Genomic DNA, 17,483 nt, shown 5'->3' with positions numbered 1-17,483 from the left:
TTGCACCGGAGAGCGGCGGCACGGCTCGCTGGACCCATAACCAGAACAGTAAGGACACGGTGATGAGGTGGCTGTTTATCGTTAGCGCTTCTTTAGTCTCCGTTATCATTTTTTCAATTATATTGTTCGTAGGCTTTCAAGGAACACAGGTGTTTAAAGATGTCTCTTTCGCACAGCTTTTTCTGTCTACGGACTGGAGTCCGTTATCGGATACTCCCAAGTTCGGTATTCTGTCCTTCCTGTTCAGCACCTTGCTGTTGACTCTGCTGTCGGTCATCCTGTCCGTGCCGATTGCCTTGTCAGGAGCGGTGTTCATGGCCAAGATCGCTCCGAAATGGATGAGGGAACTGATGAGGCCGGCAGCCGACTTGTTCGTCGGAATTCCATCGGTCGTATACGGACTGATCGGACTGACGGTGCTCGTTCCTTTCCTGGGCAAAACGTTCGGAGGTGCGGGATACGGTATACTGCCAGCAGCTATTATTCTGGCCGTCATGATCCTTCCTACTATTCTATCCATCTCCGAGGATGCTATCCGCAGCTTGCCGGGCAGGCTGGAAGAGGCGTCCCTGGCGCTGGGAGCCACCCGCTGGCAAACCATCTGGAAGGTGCTGCTTCCCGCAGCCAGGCCGGGGATACTGACTGCCATTATTCTCGGAATGGGGCGGGCTATCGGAGAAACTATGGCTGTCTTCATGGTCATCGGTAACTCGCCTAAAATGCCCGGATCGCTGCTCGATTCCACAACCGTATTGACGACCGCGATTGTAAAAGATATGGGCAACACGTTCTACGGCACGGCCTGGAACAACGCGCTCTATATGATGGCGCTGGTCCTGCTCGTCATTTCCATGCTGCTGATCATCATTATCCGAGTCGTCGCCAAAAGGAGTGAACTGCGTTGAAGCTTAGCAAAACAACCGATCGTATTGCGACCGTCTATTTTTGGGTGATGGGGATCGTGATCGTTGCCATTCTGGCCTGGTTTCTGATTCGGATTCTGGGTGACGGGCTGCCTCATATTTCCTGGAGCTTCGTGACCGGTAAGCCTTCGGAAATGATGGCGGGAGGGGGAGTAGGTCCCCAATTGTTCAACTCCTTCTACATTCTGTTCCTGTCTCTGGCGTTCTCGCTCCCGATTGGGGTCGGAGCCGGAATATACCTGGCCGTATACGCTAAGAAAAATAAATTTACGGAGCTGGTCCGCATATCCGTCGAGGCACTGTCCTCTGTTCCGTCGATAGTCTTCGGGCTGTTCGGGGCGCTGTTGTTCGTCAGCCTGATGGGTCTGAAATTTTCCATCCTGGCGGGGGCGCTTACACTGTCGCTGCTGAACCTTCCCGTATTGGTGCGGGTGACGGAGGAAGCCATTCGTTCCGTCCCGGAATCCTACTGGGAAGCCTCGCTGGCGTTAGGCTCCACACGCTGGCAGGCGATCCGCAAGGTGCTTATCCCGGCTTCCCTGCCCGGGCTTATAACCGGGATTACCCTTGTATCGGGCCGGGCGCTTGGGGAAACCGCGTTATTGATCTATACAGCGGGGCTGTCGGTTTCGCGAACCTTTCCCGATTTCAACCCGTTGGTGATGGGGGAAACCTTGGCGCTTCATCTGTGGTATTCCGGTTCCAGCTCGCTCGCTCCGGATGCTAAAGAAATAGCTAAAGCGAGCGCCGCGCTGCTCGTAATTATCGTATTGGTATTTAATTTGCTCATAGCCATTCCAAGCCGAATACTGCAAAAAAGGCTGTCAGGAGGGAAATAACCGGTGGGTCAAACAGAGAAAATCAAAGTGGAACGATTAAATTTGCATTATGGAACAAACCAGGCTTTGTACGATATTGAAATGAACATTCCGGAAAATTCGATTTGTGCCTTGATCGGGCCTTCCGGCTGCGGGAAATCCACCTTCCTGCGGACGCTGAACCGGATGAACGACCTTATTGAGGGCGTCAAAATAACCGGGGAAGTCAAGGTTGACGGCCGTAATATTTACTCGCCGGACACCGATGTCGTCTCCTTGCGCAAGCGGGTGGGGATGGTTTTCCAGCGGCCGAATCCTTTTCCCATGAGCATATTTGATAATGTGGCTTATGGACCGCGAATTCACGGAACGAAGAAGAAGGCTGTCCTTAACGAAATTGTGGAGCGCAGTCTGAAGCAGGCGGCTCTATGGGATGAGGTCAAGGACCGTTTGCACAAATCCGCGCTGGGCTTGTCCGGAGGACAGCAGCAGAGGCTGTGCATTGCCCGTCTGCTGGCAGTGGAACCGGACGTTCTGTTGATGGATGAGCCGACCTCGGCCCTCGATCCGATTTCCACCTTGAAGGTGGAAGAATTGACGCAAAATCTGAAAGAACGGTACACCATTATCATTGTTACTCACAACATGCAGCAGGCCGCCCGGATTTCCGATTATACTTCATTTTTCCTGAACGGGTATTTGGTGGAGACGGACAAAACCGACAAAATGTTTACGGCCCCGGGAGATCAGCGTACGGAAGATTATATCACTGGCCGATTCGGCTAAAGGACCGGCGGAGGAAATTTAGGAGGGAGAAGAAATGGATACTCGCCCGAATTACCGGCAATCGTTGGCTGAATTGCAGCGATATCTGATGAAGATGGGGAACGAGGTCGAGCAGCAGATCCAACAGGCTGTTCAATCCTTGACCGATCTGGATGAGCGGAAAGCGAAGGAGACTGTGAGCCGCGACGATTCGATCGATGATATGATGATGAGAATTGAAGAGCGCTGTTTACGGCTTATCGCCCTGCAGCAGCCTATGGCTACGGATTTAAGAATTATTGGCATGACGCTGAAGATCGCCATCGATTTGGAACGGATTGCCGATCATGCGGTCGATATCGCCAAGGTTACGCTTCGATTGTCCGGTGAGAAGCTGGTCAAACCGCTCGTCGACATTCCAAGGATGGCCGAAGCCGCCATGGGGATGGTCAAGGACAGCTTGCTGGCCTTTACCGAGAGAGATATCCAGCGTGCGGCCGCCCTGGCCGAGCAGGATGATGTTGTCGACCATATCTACAGCTCCATGCTCCAGGAAATTACCGGCATGCTGGGCAAGGAACCTTCATCGAACCGGCAATGGATCCACCTTCTTCTGGTCGCCAATTATTTGGAACGGGTAGCCGATCATGCGACCAATATCGGAGAAGGAGTCATTTATCTGGTCACCGGCAAGCGCAAAGATCTCAATTTGTAATCCGGTCAGATTACAGCAGCACTGTCAATTGTTCGAGTTTACGAATAACGGCTACTTTTTTGCTCCCTATTTTTCTGAGGGAGCTTTTGTCTTTATGCCCGGGATTTAACCAGATCGCATCCATACCGGCACGGAGCGCACCGATTACATCGTTGGGCCATGAATTCCCGACCATAAGCGCCTGTTTGGGAGTGACCTTCATAGCCTGCATGGCATGGACGAAGATAGCCGCATGGGGCTTGCGCTTATCTTTCTGCTGGGAAGTGAATAAGTGTTCGGGAGGGAAAAATTTGTCCAGCCCGAGAGCGGTTAAATGCCGCTCCTGCTTCTCTCGCCGGCCGTTGCTGATGATGGCCAGCCGATAGCGGGGAGCCAAGTATTCCAAAGTATCGAGAACTCCCGGAAACAGCTTGGGCGATTGCTGCGCTCTTGCGTCGATCCGCTGCAGCAAGGATTGAATAAAGGATGGCTCCTGAGGGAGAGGGAGCGGTTTCAAAGCAGCGGCAAGAGAGCTTTGCCTTAACTGCAGACGGGAAGCGGAGGTACGTTTTTTGGAGCCGGCTCTCGATTTGTATTCGGAGTGAAACTTCGCCAGCGCCTGCCTGGCTATCCCATCTCTCTCAACGGAAAACCAACGGTCTGTGTATTCCTGCAGCACTTCGATGAAGCTTTCGTTATAGGCCGAGTCGGGGTCAAGCAAGGTTTGATTCATATCGAAGAAGATGACCCTCTTCCTCTCCGGCGTAAATAAACGTTTCAATTAACGTTCACCTCGGGCGTCGAATTTTGTAACTGCTCACTCTATCCCTATGCGGGCTTCAACTAATTTATCCTGCCGCTTTCATGCCCTGTCTATCGTATGCTATGATGAAATAAGAATGAATAATGGGGTGTGTGCGCATGAGCAAATTAATATTAATTGATGGTAATAGCATTGCCAACCGCGCTTTCTACGCTTTACCCTTGTTGACCAATTCGAGCGGACTGCACACCAATGCCGTCTACGGATTTACGACCATGCTGCTCAAATTGATCGAGGAGCAGCAGCCGACGCATTTCATGGTCGCCTTCGATGCCGGCAAGGTTACGTTCAGACATAAAGATTATAAAGAATATAAAGGCGGAAGAGCGAAGACGCCGCCTGAGCTGTCCGAGCAGTTTCCCCTGCTCAAAGAGCTGCTCCAAGCCTTCGGAATCACTCAATTTGAACTGGAAGGATACGAAGCGGACGATATTATCGGAACCCTGACCCGTCAAGCGGATGAACAGGGCATTAACGTGCTGGTAGTTACCGGGGATAAGGACATGCTGCAGCTGGCATCCCCGCAGGTCACTATCGCCCTGACGCGCAAGGGCATAAGCGAGGTAGAATTGTACGATCCTGCAGCCATTGAGGAGAAGTACGGTCTTAAGCCTCTGCAAATTATTGATTTGAAGGGTCTGATGGGCGATTCCTCCGATAATATACCGGGAATTCCCGGTGTGGGAGAGAAGACCGCGCTCAAGCTGCTTCATCAATATGGCAGTGTGGAAGAAGTGCTTGCCCATGCGGACGAATTGAAGGGCAAGATGCAGGAGAAGGTTAAGACTCATGCGGAGGATGCCCGGATGAGCAAGGAGTTGGCCACCATCTTCCGGGAGGTCCCGATGGAGTTGACCTTGGACGAGATGGCGTACTCCGGAAGCGAGGGACAAGCACTCGCTTCTATGTTCCAGAAGCTGGAATTCAAATCTTTGCTGGATAAGATGGATTTCACCGCCGAGGAAGCGGGAGAAGAGCCGGCTGAGGAGCTTGAATGCCAATGGGTGGATACGTCAGCCGCCGCTGCCTTCGCGGACAAGCTGAAGACGGTAAGCGCCATCTATGTGGAAGTGATCGGGGACAATCCGCATTATGCGGAAGTGGTCGGCATTTCCTTCTATGACGGAGAGACCGCCTATTATGCTCCTCTCGATGTGATTCTGTCGGAGGAAGGGGCGCCGATTCGCGCTTGGTTGTCCGACCCTTCGAAGAAGGTGGCATCGTACGATGTGCATCGGGCGGATGTGGCGCTGTCCTGGCAAGGCATAGAGCTGCGAGGCTGCTCGTTCGATGTGCAGCTCGCCGGTTATTTGCTGGATCCGACGGAAGCGAGCCATACGTTAGCCGCTATTGCCTCCAAATTTTCCGTCGGTGGGCTGAAGGAAGACGAAGCGGTGTACGGCAAGGGGGCTAAATTCAAGCTGCCGGATTCGGAGACGCTGAATAACCATCTTGGGCGCAAAGCGGAAGTGATCGCCAGGGTAACCCCGGTTCTGGAGAAAGCTCTGGAGGACAGCGAGATGGCCAAGCTGTTCCATGAGCTTGAGCTTCCTCTGTCCGCCGTGCTGGCCGGGATGGAGAAGCAAGGAATTCTCGTACACTCGGAAGAGCTGAGGACGCTTGGGGTCGAGCTGAATGAGCGCATCCAGGATTTAATGAAGACCATCTATGACTTGGCCGGAGGAGAATTCAATATCAACTCTCCCAAGCAGCTGGGCGAGGTTCTGTTTGACAAGCTGCAGCTTCCCGTGATCAAAAAAACGAAAACCGGTTATTCCACCGATGCGGAAGTGCTGGAGAAGCTGGCTTCGCGCCACGAAATTGTGCAGCATTTGCTTAATTACCGCCAACTGGCCAAGCTCCAGTCAACTTATATTGAGGGGCTGTTAAAAGAAGTTAACGAACAGACCGGAAAAATTCACACTTATTATAAACAAACGATTGCAGCCACCGGCAGACTCAGCAGCCAATACCCGAACCTGCAGAACATTCCCATCCGGCTGGAGGAAGGCCGCAAAATCCGTAAAGTCTTCGTTCCGTCGGAACCCGGCTGGTCTATTCTCGCGGCCGACTACTCGCAGATTGAGCTGCGGGTGCTCGCTCATATTTCGCAGGACGAGAAGCTGATGGAAGCTTTCCATCATAATATGGACATTCATACCAAGACGGCAATGGACGTATTCGGAGTTGCTGAGGAAGACGTGGATTCCAACATGCGCCGCTCTGCGAAGGCCGTTAATTTCGGAATTGTATATGGAATCAGCGATTACGGACTATCGCAAAATTTGGATATTACCCGAGCGGAAGCGGCCCGGTTTATCGAGCAGTATTTTTCCGTCTTCCAGGGGGTTCGCCGATATATGGAAGAGATTGTAATGAAAGCCCGCAAGGACGGCTTCGTAACGACCCTTCTCCAGAGGCGCCGTTATTTGCCGGAAATTAATGCGTCCAACTACAATCTTCGCTCCTTCGCGGAACGCACCGCCATGAACACGCCGATCCAAGGGACGGCAGCGGATATTATCAAGCTGGCCATGGTCCAGATCGCCGACCGCTTGAAGCGGGAGAAGCTGGCCAGCCGCATGCTGCTGCAGGTTCATGACGAGCTGGTGTTCGAGGTGCCTGATAATGAATTGGAGACTATGAAGCAGCTGGTTCCTGAAATGATGGAAAAAGCGATTAATCTGGACGTACCGCTGCGGGCCGATGTAAGCTGCGGAAGGAACTGGTACGAGGCCAAGTAGCCGGCCGGGTGGCAATCGCCCCGGTGTTGAGGTATGCTCAGTAATGTGAAGAACTGAATGGCCGGAGGTGAACAAGATGCCAGAGCTTCCAGAGGTAGAAACTGTAGTTCAAACATTAAACAAGCTCGTTAAAGGAAAGAACATCAACGAAGTCAGCGTCCATTTGGCGCGTATTATACAGCGGCCGTCCGACCCGGATGAGTTCTGTGCCATTCTGAGGGGAAGGTCTATACACAATATTGAGCGGAGAGGGAAGTTCATCCGTTTTCTTCTGGACGGTCTTGTTCTCGTCTCCCACTTGCGGATGGAGGGGCGCTATGGTCTCTACCAATCGGATGAACCGGTAGAGAAGCATACGCATGTTATTTTTCATTTTGATGACGGTACGGAGCTGCGCTACAAGGATGTGCGGCAATTCGGAACGATGCATTTATTCTCCCCCGGAGAAGAATTTGTCCAGCCTCCCTTGCATAAGCTTGGACTAGAGCCGCTCGGTCCCGAGTTTACGTTCGAGGCGTTCCGTGAGCAAATTTCTCCTCGCTCCACGAAAATCAAGCCGCTGCTGCTGAATCAGGAACGGATTGCAGGAATAGGCAATATCTATGCGGATGAAGCCTTGTTCAGGGCCGGTATTCATCCGGAACGAACGGCGGATTCCCTCACACGTAAAGAATTGCTCCGGCTGCATGAAGCGATCATAGAGACGCTTCAGGAAGCGGTGAGTGCCGGCGGGTCCTCTATCAAATCGTATGTCAACGGCCAAGGAGAAATGGGCATGTTTCAGCAGAGTTTGAATGTTTATGGCCGTAAGGATATGCCCTGCAACGAATGCGGACAGCTTGTTGCCAAAACCGTTCTTGGAGGAAGAGGGACGCATTACTGTCCTTCGTGCCAACCGTTAAAAAGGCGCAAAGTCCGCCGATAAACAGACCGGAGACGGGCCTGCTTCCCGCTTCGGTATCCGTCCATTCCTGCGATAAGCATGCAGTGGGCCCTGTATCCCGGGCATGCACAGAATAACGGCTTCTCCCATATGATGAAACTGACTCGCCTAACCGAGGACTTTATTCCCGGAATAGGAAAGGTCCCGTCAGGCGGGCGGTCTTCACGGGAGGGATGCAGGGATGATGGCGACATCATTAATCATATTGGCATTAGCTGTAAGCTTGGATGGGTTCGGTGTAGGGATTACATATGGTTTGAGACGGATCAGAATCCAGGCCTTCTCCATAATAATCATTGCTATTTGCTCCGGGTTGACCATTCTTCTATCCATGCAAATAGGGGGCTTGCTGTCCCGGCTATTTTCCCCGTCAGCAGCCAGTGCGCTAGGAGCCTTCATTCTGATCGGCATTGGAATCTGGTCTTTATATCAAATGCTGTCCAAAAAAGACGAGTCCAACGAAAATTCCGATTCCGGAAAACCGGAGCATGAGCCGGCGGTCTCTTCATCTGCCCATGTAAATAAAGCCATTGTCAGGATTGAACTCAAACGGTTGGGGCTGGTCATCCAAATTTTAAAAACCCCTTCGGCCGCTGATTTGGACCGTTCCGGGGTCATCTCCCCCTCAGAAGCGGCCTTGCTTGGCCTGGCTTTGTCTCTGGACGCTTTCGGGGCGGGTATAGGAGCGGCGTTATTAGGCTATAATCCTTATGTCACTTCTGCGGTTATCGCTATTTCCAGCGGTCTGTTTATTGCCGCGGGGCTTTATGCGGGCTTGCGTTTTGCGGGGTTTGGCTGGATGCGGAAATTATCGCTGCTGCCAGGTTGTTTTTTAATTATGATGGGGATTTCCAAGCTGTTTTGAAAAGACCGAGATGGGCGGGTAAGACACAGGCCGAAGGTTATATATGAAGCAACGGGATTTGTCTTATATTACTGTGTTTATAGACTATTATTGGGAGTGCAGCTTTTATGAATATAGGTTTGACTGGAGGAATAGCCAGCGGCAAATCAACCGTAGCCTCTATACTTGTTGAGCGGGGAGCGGTATTGGTTGATGCAGATCGGATTGCCCGGGAGGTAGTGCTTCCCGGAACCGAGCTGTTGGAGCAGGTTGCGAACCGTTTCGGACAAGCTATTCTTAATCCGGACGGTTCCCTGAACCGCAAGAAGCTTGGAGAAATCGTATTTGCGGATGACGCAGCGCGCAAAGATCTGGAGGGCTTGCTGCATCCGCAAATCCGATTGGGTATGAAACAAAGAATGCAGGAGGCGGAGGATACGGATCCCGGCCGATTGGTCGTTGTGGATGTGCCGCTTCTCTATGAATCCGGTCTTCAGCATATGTTCGAGCAGGTAATGGTGGTCTATGTTCCCCGTTCAAAGCAATTGGAGAGACTGATGGCGCGGGACGGAATTAACGCAGCACAGGCGGAGCAGAGACTAAACGCTCAGATGGATATCGAGAAGAAAAAAGAGCTGGCCGACATTGTTATTAACAATGAGGGAAGCTTGACGGATACGATACGACAAATTGACCACTTTATAGAAGGAAAGGGGCTCTGATGAAAAGAAGACGGAAGCGAAGCCGGTTATGGTTCGTACTTTCATTTATTGTAGTGATCGTTGTCTTATTCTACAACAGCAATTGGCTTGGCAAGCTCGTTCATCCGATTCACTACCAGAAGGAAATTTTTCAGTTTGCGGAGCAGAACGGATTGGACCCTTATTTGGTAGCCGCCATTATCCGGGTGGAAAGCAACTTTAATCCCGATGCGGAATCGAAGAAAGGTGCTGTCGGGCTGATGCAGCTAATGCCGGACACGGCCGACTGGATATTGGAGAAGGAAGGATTTAGCACGTATGATTTCAAAGATTTGCGAAATCCGGAGCTTAATATTCAGGCAGGCACGAGATATCTGAATTTCTTGTTTGAATATTTTAACAATAATCGATTTGAGGTATTGGCTGCATACAACGCGGGGCAGGGCAATGTGAAGAAGTGGAAGGAAAGCGGAATTTGGGACGGAACCTTGCAGGACGTGGATCGTATTCCATTCCGCGAAACTAAAAAATATGTCAGCTCTGTCGACTATTATTATAAGAAGTATATGGAAATCTACGCTAAAGAAAGGTAATATTGAAAGCATCGGACAAGCTCCGTAAGGAGCTCGCCGATGCATGAGGTACAAGACTAAAGAATTCCTTAATGGTTACCGCCAGACAGTTGTTGCTCAGCGATTTGTACCAGACGACGGGTGATATGACCTCCGATTGCACCTGCATCACGAGTAGCCATGTTACCCATGTAACCGTCTTGAGGAATGGCGATACCCAGTTCCTGAGCTACTTCGTATTTTAATTGATCCAATGCAGCGTTAGCTTGAGGAACAACCAATTGGTTGCTGCTCCGAGATTGTCCTTGTGCCATGTTGTTCACCTCCTTGTCGGTTGGTAATTCTATTATGTGCGCTTTGTTTGGGATCATAACAGGGAACGTCTGGTAAGAAGAATCGCAAATGGGAGAACGGGAAGAAGGAGGGACTCAAGTTGAAATGTCCATTTTGTGATCATTCGGGCACTAAAGTATTAGATTCGCGAGCCGCTAACGAGAATAAATCGATTCGCCGGCGCAGAGAATGCGAGAAATGCTTCCGCCGCTTTACAACGTTCGAGATGGTGGAGGAAACACCGCTAGTCGTCATCAAGAAGGATGGAAGCAGGGAAGAATTTAACCGCGAGAAAATTTTAAGAGGCTTGATCCGCGCTTGTGAGAAAAGGCCAGTTTCCATGGAAACATTGGAGAAGATGGTTTCCGAAGTGGAGAAACAGATTCGGAATACAGCCCGCAATGAAGTAGAAAGCCGGGAAATTGGCGAGATTCTGATGAACCAGCTCTATCCTGTGGATGAGGTGGCCTACGTTCGCTTCGCTTCAGTTTACCGGCAATTTAAAGATATTAACATGTTTATGAAAGAACTGAACCAGATCCTGACTAAGCACCAGCCGGATCCTAACGATGCCCCCTGAATAAATAACGCGGACACGGGTAATTTACGCGAGTCGCGTTATTTTTTTGTATAAAGAGCAGAACTCATCCCGGATTAAACAAATTAGGAGTTTCTCTCTTCCGGTAGAACACAACCGGCATCCGTGCATGCCGCACTGTCCTCTGATCCGCCGATGACGGTAAGCGGATTCTCTTCACCCCAGGCTTTCTGCAATGCCTCCAGGAACACTTCACTTGGCTGTGCCCCGGATACCGCGTATTTACGATTAATCACGAAGAAAGGAACGCCCCTTACGCCAATCTGGCTTGCTTCCCGTTCATCATTTCGCACTTCATCGGCATACTTGCTGCTGTCATTCAGAACCCGAAGGGCCTCCTCGCGATCCAGGCCGACCTCTGCGGCCAAGTCTGCCAATGTTTCATGATGGCCGACGTGCAGCCCATCGGTAAAGTGAGCTTTCAGCAATCGCTCGGTCAACTCTTTATTCTTGCCTTGGGAAGCCGCGTAATGAGTCAGACGATGAGCATCGAAGGTATTGGTCTGGATCGTGCGGTCGAAGTAGAAATCAAGGCCGACCGCCTTGGCTTGCTGCGCTATTTGGTTCGTATTGGCAATGGCCTGATCACGGCTCATTCCATACTTGGCCGCAAGCATGTCATATACGCTCGGATTGCCGTCACGGCTGGCATTGGGATCCAATTCAAAGCTCCTATAAATCACTTCTACCGATTCCTTATTGGCAAACTGCTGCAGCCCGGCTTCGAACCGGCGCTTGCCGATGTAACAGAACGGACATACATAATCCGACCAAATTTCCACTTTCATTTTTTTCTAACCTCCAAATTTTGATAATAATAAGTATGCACATGCGGTGAAAACTAAATTATAGCACCAATTGGATTATTCCTGACAGATCTTAACAAGGATTAGACGAAGGTACGGTTGAATTTGGTCAACAATTTTCCGAAGGTATGGCAATCTTCATCGGACCAATCCTTCAATTTTTCCGTTACCCTTGCTAATCTAGCCCGCTTGCTTTCATCCAGTTCCTTGGCTCCCAAATCCGTAATTTGCAGAGAGAAGGATCTTCGATCTTGGGGGTCTGGAGTTCTATAGATGTATCCCTTCTGCTCCAGGGCCGCAGCTTGCCTGCTGACTGTGGAAATATCCAACCGGAATTCGTCTGCGAGAGCCTTGACGCCGGCGGAACCGTGAGCAGAAATTTGATGCAATAACAGGTATGCGGACCGGTCGAGGGTTCCGATTTTCTTGTCAGACGCAATGGAATTGATATGACGAACCAGAATAGCCAGCTCCAGCTCTATAGTTTCCAACGATCTCGGGTCCAATTTTTTGTATCACCTCACAACAGAAGCTGCTTAATGCTCATACTCATGGTAGCATAATGGTTCATTTTTTCAAATTACAGCTAATGAAAGCAGGTTTATTGACATGAAAATATATAGTTGTATAATACAATAATGTAGTTTCATTATACAACTTATTTTGTTTTCTTTGAAATTTAACTTTAATCGGAGAGGAACAGGTATATGTCATATCAGAATTCGACAGAAGGCAGTTCATCCAATGCGCCTCTTTATGAAGAGGGGAGCCTTCTTAAACAGCCCAAGGCGGTTTGGGCGGTATTTTTCGCATGTATTATTGCTTTCATGGGCTTAGGCCTGATAGACCCGATTTTGCTGGCTATTGCCGATCAGTTGGAAGCAACCCCCAGTGAAGTCTCTTTGCTTTTTACAAGCTATAATGCGGTCATGGCGGTTGCCATGTTAATAACGGGAGCTATCTCATCGAGGCTCGGAATCAAGCTGACACTGCTCGCCGGTATAGTAATTATCGCAATTTTCTCCTGTCTCGGCGGCCTCTCTAATGGAATATGGCCTCTTATCGGTTTGAGGGGAGGCTGGGGGCTGGGCAACGCGCTGTTTGTCGCGACGGCTCTGACCGCGATTGTTACTTTGTCCAAATCCGGTACGGCTAAAGCTATTATTTTGTACGAAGCGGCGATTGGACTAGGCATTTCGATAGGTCCGCTGCTTGGCGGCGAGCTCGGTTCCATTTCTTGGAGAGGACCCTTCCTGGGAGTGGCCGGGTTGATGGTCATTGCTTTCGTCAGCCTGCTTATTCTTATGCCGAAATCCCAGGTACCGCAGGCCGGGAAGCTTCCAAAAACCTCACTGCTCGATCCGTTCCGGGCAATGAAACATCGATCTCTTGTCGTTCTTGGAGTAACGGCTTGCCTGTATAATTTCGGTTTCTTTACATTACTGGCTTACGCGCCATTCGTTATGGGCTTGAGTGAACGGGGATTAGGCTATGTATTTTTGGGATGGGGCTTATTGTTGGCAATAACATCGGTATTTATGGCGCCGAGGCTGCAGCAGAGGTTCGGAACGATTAAATCCATGTGTGCCATGCTGATCTTGTTTGGCGTAGACCTGCTGGCCATGGGCATCTGGACTTCTACTCAGTGGTTAATCATCGCGGCCGTTATCATCGCCGGAGCCCTGTTGGGGAACAATAACACACTCATCACCACGGCGGTAATGAATGCCGCTCCTGTCGAACGTTCCACCGCGTCCGCCGTATACAGTTTCCTTCGTTTTCTTGGCGGGGCGGTTGCGCCGTTCCTGGCAGGAAAGCTCGCGGAATGGTACAATCCCCATGTTCCTTTCGTAGTAGGTGCGGTTTTCGTAGTGCTGTCCGTTTTCTTTGTGCTGGCAAACCGAAAGCACCTCAACCATGTTGACGATATGGAATCCGGTCATTAATTTTCCAATATTTCAAAAGGGCTGCTTTTTGTCTTTGCAGCCCTTTTTTTCAATGGAGGATTTCAATTTATGAAGTTCGAAAATTTCCTAACTCATCCGATAACTGCAAGGCCAGACGGTCCAATTCTTCCGCCAGCTCCGTCAGCCGGTGGATGGAATGGCCCTGTTGCTCCACGGTGGCGGATACCTCTTCGGTCCCGGCTGCCGTTTCTTCCGTAATTGAGGTTGTCGTTTCCATGGCCTGCAGAATTCTCTCTTTCTGCTGTGTGGTGTCCAATATCGCCGCCGCAATGCTCCGAATCTGCTCCGTATTGGACTGAACGGTGCTCAGAATGGTTCGGAAAGCCGAGTCCGTATCCGATACAGCCGATTCCTGGCGCTGCATTAGGCGATGAGCCTCCTCAATCACGGTCATCGTATGCTTGGATTCGCGGCCGATTTCATCTATGATTTCGTCTATTCGGGCAACAGCGCTTTGGGATTGGTCGGCCAGCTTTCTGACTTCTCCGGCGACAACGGTAAATCCTCTGCCGGCCTCTCCGGCGCGTGCCGCTTCGATGGAAGCATTGAGCGCAAGCAAATTCGTCTGGGCGGAAATTTCGGATACCGTACCGATAATTTCGCTGATTTGCGCTGTCCGGTCGTTCAAAGTCGTTATCGCATCGACTATTTGTTCCATGGAACGGTTCGTGTGGGCTGATTGCTCCTTAAGCTCCATGACCGTATTCATTCCGTCCCTGGATACCATTTGCATTTGCTCTGATTCCGTCTCCAGAGACCGGCTCTGGGCTTCGATTTCGGTCAGCCGTTCAGCCAATTGATAGATCGCTTCCGAAGTTTGCTCCACCAATTCCGCTTGATGTCCCGCTCCCAGGGCAATCTGATCCACGGTTCTCGTAATTTCCGTGCTGGCTGCCTGATTTTCCTGCGAATTTGCGACCAGTGTCCGGGACGCTTCCTGCACTTTAGCCGAAATCCGATCGATGCCGCCAATCATGTTTCGTATTTTCATTACCATACTGTTAAATACCCCGGCCAGCTGTCCTAATTCGTCTTTGCGATCAAGCCGGATTTGCAGGTTCAAGTTCCCTTGCTCAACTTCTTTCATCGAATTCATCAAGCTATGGAGCGGTTTGGTTATTCGTCTGGCAAAAACGAAAGAAACAAGGACTACAATGATCAGCACGATAACCGTCATGATCGTAAGCGGCATAATCAATTGCTTGGCCTCTTGTTCAAACTCATTTACATAAACCGTTCCCGCCAGCTTCCAATCGGTCGTCGGATTGGTGGTGAAGCTGAATTTTTTATCTTCTCCGTAGAAGTTATAGGAGATGGTTCCTTGTTCGCCGGCCTCCATCATTTTAATATAATATTCTTCCTGCGTTACATCCGCCCCGTTTAATTGGCTGTCGGGATGATACAGGAAGGTTCCCTTATCATCGAACAATATAGCATATCCGGCATGGCCGATTTGAATATTTTTCACCAAATCGATCAACTCATTCAGCGTTATATCAATAGCCAGCACCCCCCACGGCTTTCCGTCCCGGACCAATGTTTTGGCGGCGCTTATGACCAGAGAGCCATCCGTGGCCGTTACATAGGGTTCCGTCCAGATCACCTGTCCTTCATTCCGGACGGCCTCCTCATACCAGGGACGCGTGCGCGGATCAAAGCCGGGTGGCAACGATTGTCCCTCAGGATACAGAAAAATATCGCCTTCCGCTGTGCCCAGATAGATATTTGTAATATCATTGTTGGCTGTATGATACATCCCGAACACAGACATTAAACCGGATTGATCCTCCGGCTGTTGAGAGAAACCGCCAACCACCCCGTTGTCGGAAATAGCCGTTAACTGGTTTTCGAATTTTCTGAAGAAACGCTCGAACATCCGGTTGGTTTCCTCGATGGAATATCCGACATTTTTGGTCAGTGTGTCTACAGTCATATTTACGCTGAAATAGTAACTCGCGGAGGATAGAATGACGGCCGCCAGCAGAGTTAGTGCCAGGAAAGGAATGAGAATTTGCTGCTGCAATTTTAAATTTTTCATACGTACCCCCGAAGTTTGAAGTGGTTGCGAATATTCTAGTTATTTAGTCGGAACAACTAGAAGTATTTTCTATTATATAGACGAAAAGACCTATAAAAATAGTCTATAGACGCAGGGAATTATGAAATTTTTGTTAATAAACTGTTTATTTTTTGTAATGTAAGGAATTTTCTATAAGAAATTAAGCAAAATATAAGTGGCGAGGTATAGGCTGCCTACAACTCATAATAATAAAGGGCTTGAAGGTCCGAACAGATTCAGGAGGCCACAATGAACGAGGGTAATCAGAAAACCGAGCATGATCTTACCTTGACTAACCGGCAAGGGCATCCCGTCACAAACAATCAAAATTTAAGAACGGTAGGAAATCGCGGTCCGGCAACTTTGGAAAACTATGATTTTATCGAGAAAATCAGCCATTTCGACCGTGAGCGCATCCCGGAGCGTGTGGTTCATGCCCGCGGAGCGGGGGCCCACGGCTACTTCGAAGCTTATGGAACGGTAGGGAACGAGCCTGTATCCAAATACACACGTGCCAAGTTATTTCAAGAGAAGGGCAAGCGCACCCCTGTATTCGTCCGGTTCTCGACCGTAATCCATGGCGGACATTCCCCGGAGACGCTTAGAGATCCCCGCGGATTTGCCGTTAAATTCTATACGGAGGATGGAAACTGGGATTTGGTGGGGAATAACTTGAAAATTTTCTTCATCCGCGATGCGGTCAAATTTCCGGATATGATCCATGCCTTTAAACCGGACCCGATTACGAATATTCAGGATTCTGAAAGGTTCTTCGACTTTTGCGCCAATTCTCCCGAAAGCTTCCACATGGTAACGTTTGTTTATTCCCCTTGGGGGATTCCGGCCAACTATCGTATGATGCAGGGCTCGGGCGTCAATACATATAAGTGGGTAAACAGCGAAGGGGAAGCCGTTCTGGTCAAATATCATTGGGAGCCCAAGCAGGGGATCAAAAATTTGACGATGAAGGAAGCTGCAGAAATTCAGGCAGTCAATTTCAATCATGCTACCCAGGATTTATATGAAGCGATTGAGCGCGGGGATTATCCGGAATGGGAGCTGCTGGTGCAGATCATGAGTGACGGGGAACATCCCGAGCTTGATTTCGACCCGTTGGACGACACGAAGCTGTGGCCTGAAGATCAGTTTCCGTGGCTGCCGGTCGGCAAAATGGTGTTAAACCGCAATCCGGAAGATTATTTCAACGAAGTAGAGCAAGTAGCCTTCGGTACGGGGGTGCTGGTGGACGGGCTGGATTTCTCCGATGACAAGATGCTTCAGGGTCGGACATTTTCCTATTCCGATACGCAGCGCTACCGTGTAGGCGCGAATTATTTGCAGCTGCCCATCAACTCGCCCAAGAAGAGGGTGGCCACCAACCAAAGCGGCGGCCAAATGCAGTACAGGGTGGACCGTGCCCCGGGGCAAAATCCTCATATTAACTATGAGCCATCGTTGCTGGGCGGCCTGAAGGAAGCTGAGCAGGCAGGGAAGGAATATACTCCCCAGGTCGAAGGCAGGCTGGTGCGCCAATCCATCGACCGGCAGAGCAATACGAAGCAGGCGGGTGAAACCTACCGCAGGTTCGAGGAATGGGAACGGGCCGAATTAATCGCGAATCTGGTGGCCGATCTTTCCCGCTGCGATAAACGAATACAGGATAAAATGATCGCTCTCGCAGAGGAAGCGGATGAAGAATACGGTCGCCGTCTGAGAGAGGGATTGGCGAATGCGCCGCAGGGCGGATCGAGTCAGAAGCCGCTCGGCAACAGGGAAGGGGACAAGGCTCCTCAGCAAGCCGTGGACAAAGGCCACGAGGCCGAGCCGTATTAAGTGAAACGCAATTTAGAAAAAAGCCCGCCTTGCAGTCGTTCTGCAGGCGGGCTATAAAGC

17 protein-coding genes are annotated in these 17,483 nt (G+C 50.3%); 12 read left to right on the top strand and 5 right to left on the bottom strand.

Features of this window, described 5'->3' with window-relative positions:
* Positions 1–62 precede the first annotated feature (62 nt).
* From pstC to phoU, 4 genes are read left to right on the top strand one after another with little or no spacing between them, the layout of a single operon-like run.
* Positions 63–905: a phosphate ABC transporter permease subunit PstC gene (pstC, locus tag FS806_RS00670; RefSeq protein WP_144932250.1), complete on the top strand. Its 843-nt coding sequence runs from the start codon at positions 63–65 to the stop codon at positions 903–905.
* A complete protein-coding gene (pstA, locus tag FS806_RS00665; RefSeq protein ID WP_144932138.1) occupies positions 902–1,762 on the top strand; it encodes a phosphate ABC transporter permease PstA in 861 nt (286 codons plus the stop codon). The genes pstC and pstA overlap by 4 nt, the downstream gene beginning before the upstream one ends.
* A 3-nt stretch (positions 1,763–1,765) precedes the next feature.
* Entirely contained in the window at positions 1,766–2,527 is a 762-nt protein-coding gene (pstB, locus tag FS806_RS00660) for a phosphate ABC transporter ATP-binding protein PstB (RefSeq protein ID WP_144932136.1), read from the top strand.
* Positions 2,528–2,561: 34 nt separating this feature from the next.
* On the top strand, positions 2,562–3,221 hold the full coding sequence (phoU, locus tag FS806_RS00655; RefSeq protein WP_144932134.1) for a phosphate signaling complex protein PhoU: 660 nt from the start codon (positions 2,562–2,564) through the stop codon (positions 3,219–3,221).
* A 10-nt stretch (positions 3,222–3,231) separates the two neighbouring features.
* On the opposite strand, the gene FS806_RS00650 is transcribed toward phoU, so the two are convergent.
* Positions 3,232–3,981 (bottom strand): HAD family hydrolase, encoded by a 750-nt coding sequence (locus FS806_RS00650; RefSeq protein ID WP_144932132.1) that lies wholly within the window; start codon positions 3,979–3,981, stop codon positions 3,232–3,234.
* Positions 3,982–4,121: 140 nt separating this feature from the next.
* On the opposite strand from FS806_RS00650, the gene polA reads away from it, so the two are divergent.
* The 5 genes from polA to FS806_RS00625 all read left to right on the top strand — a co-directional run bounded on the left by polA (position 4,122) and on the right by FS806_RS00625 (position 9,848).
* Positions 4,122–6,767, top strand: a complete 2,646-nt coding sequence (gene polA / locus FS806_RS00645; protein WP_144932130.1) for a DNA polymerase I — start codon at positions 4,122–4,124, stop codon at positions 6,765–6,767.
* Between the two features lie 76 nt (positions 6,768–6,843).
* On the top strand, positions 6,844–7,692 hold the full coding sequence (gene mutM, locus FS806_RS00640; RefSeq protein ID WP_144932128.1) for a DNA-formamidopyrimidine glycosylase: 849 nt from the start codon (positions 6,844–6,846) through the stop codon (positions 7,690–7,692).
* A gap of 199 nt (positions 7,693–7,891) precedes the next feature.
* Positions 7,892–8,575, top strand: coding sequence for a sporulation membrane protein YtaF (gene ytaF, locus FS806_RS00635; protein ID WP_144932126.1), 684 nt, complete (start codon positions 7,892–7,894; stop codon positions 8,573–8,575).
* 107 nt (positions 8,576–8,682) lie between these two features.
* Complete coding sequence (gene coaE / locus FS806_RS00630; protein ID WP_144932124.1) at positions 8,683–9,276, top strand: dephospho-CoA kinase; 594 nt, start codon at positions 8,683–8,685, stop codon at positions 9,274–9,276.
* Positions 9,276–9,848 (top strand): lytic transglycosylase domain-containing protein, encoded by a 573-nt coding sequence (locus FS806_RS00625; RefSeq protein WP_144932122.1) that lies wholly within the window; start codon positions 9,276–9,278, stop codon positions 9,846–9,848. Before coaE ends, FS806_RS00625 begins: the two co-directional genes overlap by 1 nt.
* 68 nt (positions 9,849–9,916) lie before the next feature.
* Here the strand turns inward: FS806_RS00625 and FS806_RS00620 are convergent, their stop codons facing one another.
* Positions 9,917–10,141, bottom strand: a complete 225-nt coding sequence (locus FS806_RS00620; RefSeq protein WP_144932120.1) for an alpha/beta-type small acid-soluble spore protein — start codon at positions 10,139–10,141, stop codon at positions 9,917–9,919.
* Between the two features lie 119 nt (positions 10,142–10,260).
* Here FS806_RS00620 and nrdR point away from each other — a divergent pair, with 119 nt between their 5' ends.
* Entirely contained in the window at positions 10,261–10,740 is a 480-nt protein-coding gene (gene nrdR / locus FS806_RS00615) for a transcriptional regulator NrdR (protein WP_144932118.1), read from the top strand.
* 83 nt (positions 10,741–10,823) lie between these two features.
* On the opposite strand, the gene FS806_RS00610 is transcribed toward nrdR, so the two are convergent.
* Both FS806_RS00610 and FS806_RS00605 read right to left on the bottom strand, forming a co-directional pair.
* On the bottom strand, positions 10,824–11,546 hold the full coding sequence (locus tag FS806_RS00610) for a DsbA family oxidoreductase (RefSeq protein ID WP_144932116.1): 723 nt from the start codon (positions 11,544–11,546) through the stop codon (positions 10,824–10,826).
* Positions 11,547–11,647: 101 nt separating this feature from the next.
* The gene (locus tag FS806_RS00605) at positions 11,648–12,070 is read right to left on the bottom strand and encodes a MarR family winged helix-turn-helix transcriptional regulator (RefSeq protein WP_144932113.1); all 423 of its coding nucleotides are present in this window, start codon (positions 12,068–12,070) and stop codon (positions 11,648–11,650) included.
* Positions 12,071–12,271: 201 nt separating this feature from the next.
* Here FS806_RS00605 and FS806_RS00600 point away from each other — a divergent pair, with 201 nt between their 5' ends.
* Positions 12,272–13,510, top strand: a complete 1,239-nt coding sequence (locus FS806_RS00600; RefSeq protein ID WP_144932111.1) for an MFS transporter — start codon at positions 12,272–12,274, stop codon at positions 13,508–13,510.
* 67 nt (positions 13,511–13,577) lie between these two features.
* Here the strand turns inward: FS806_RS00600 and FS806_RS00595 are convergent, their stop codons facing one another.
* Complete coding sequence (locus FS806_RS00595) at positions 13,578–15,569, bottom strand: methyl-accepting chemotaxis protein (protein ID WP_144932109.1); 1,992 nt, start codon at positions 15,567–15,569, stop codon at positions 13,578–13,580.
* Between the two features lie 270 nt (positions 15,570–15,839).
* Between FS806_RS00595 and FS806_RS00590 the strand changes: the two genes are divergently transcribed.
* On the top strand, positions 15,840–17,423 hold the full coding sequence (locus FS806_RS00590) for a catalase (protein WP_144932107.1): 1,584 nt from the start codon (positions 15,840–15,842) through the stop codon (positions 17,421–17,423).
* Positions 17,424–17,483 lie beyond the last annotated feature (60 nt).

The sequence above is a fragment of the Paenibacillus sp. 32O-W genome, assembly GCF_007679495.1.
Classification (GTDB): domain Bacteria; phylum Bacillota; class Bacilli; order Paenibacillales; family NBRC-103111; genus Paenibacillus_L; species Paenibacillus_L residui.
This window is presented reverse-complemented; position numbering and strand designations above follow the sequence as displayed.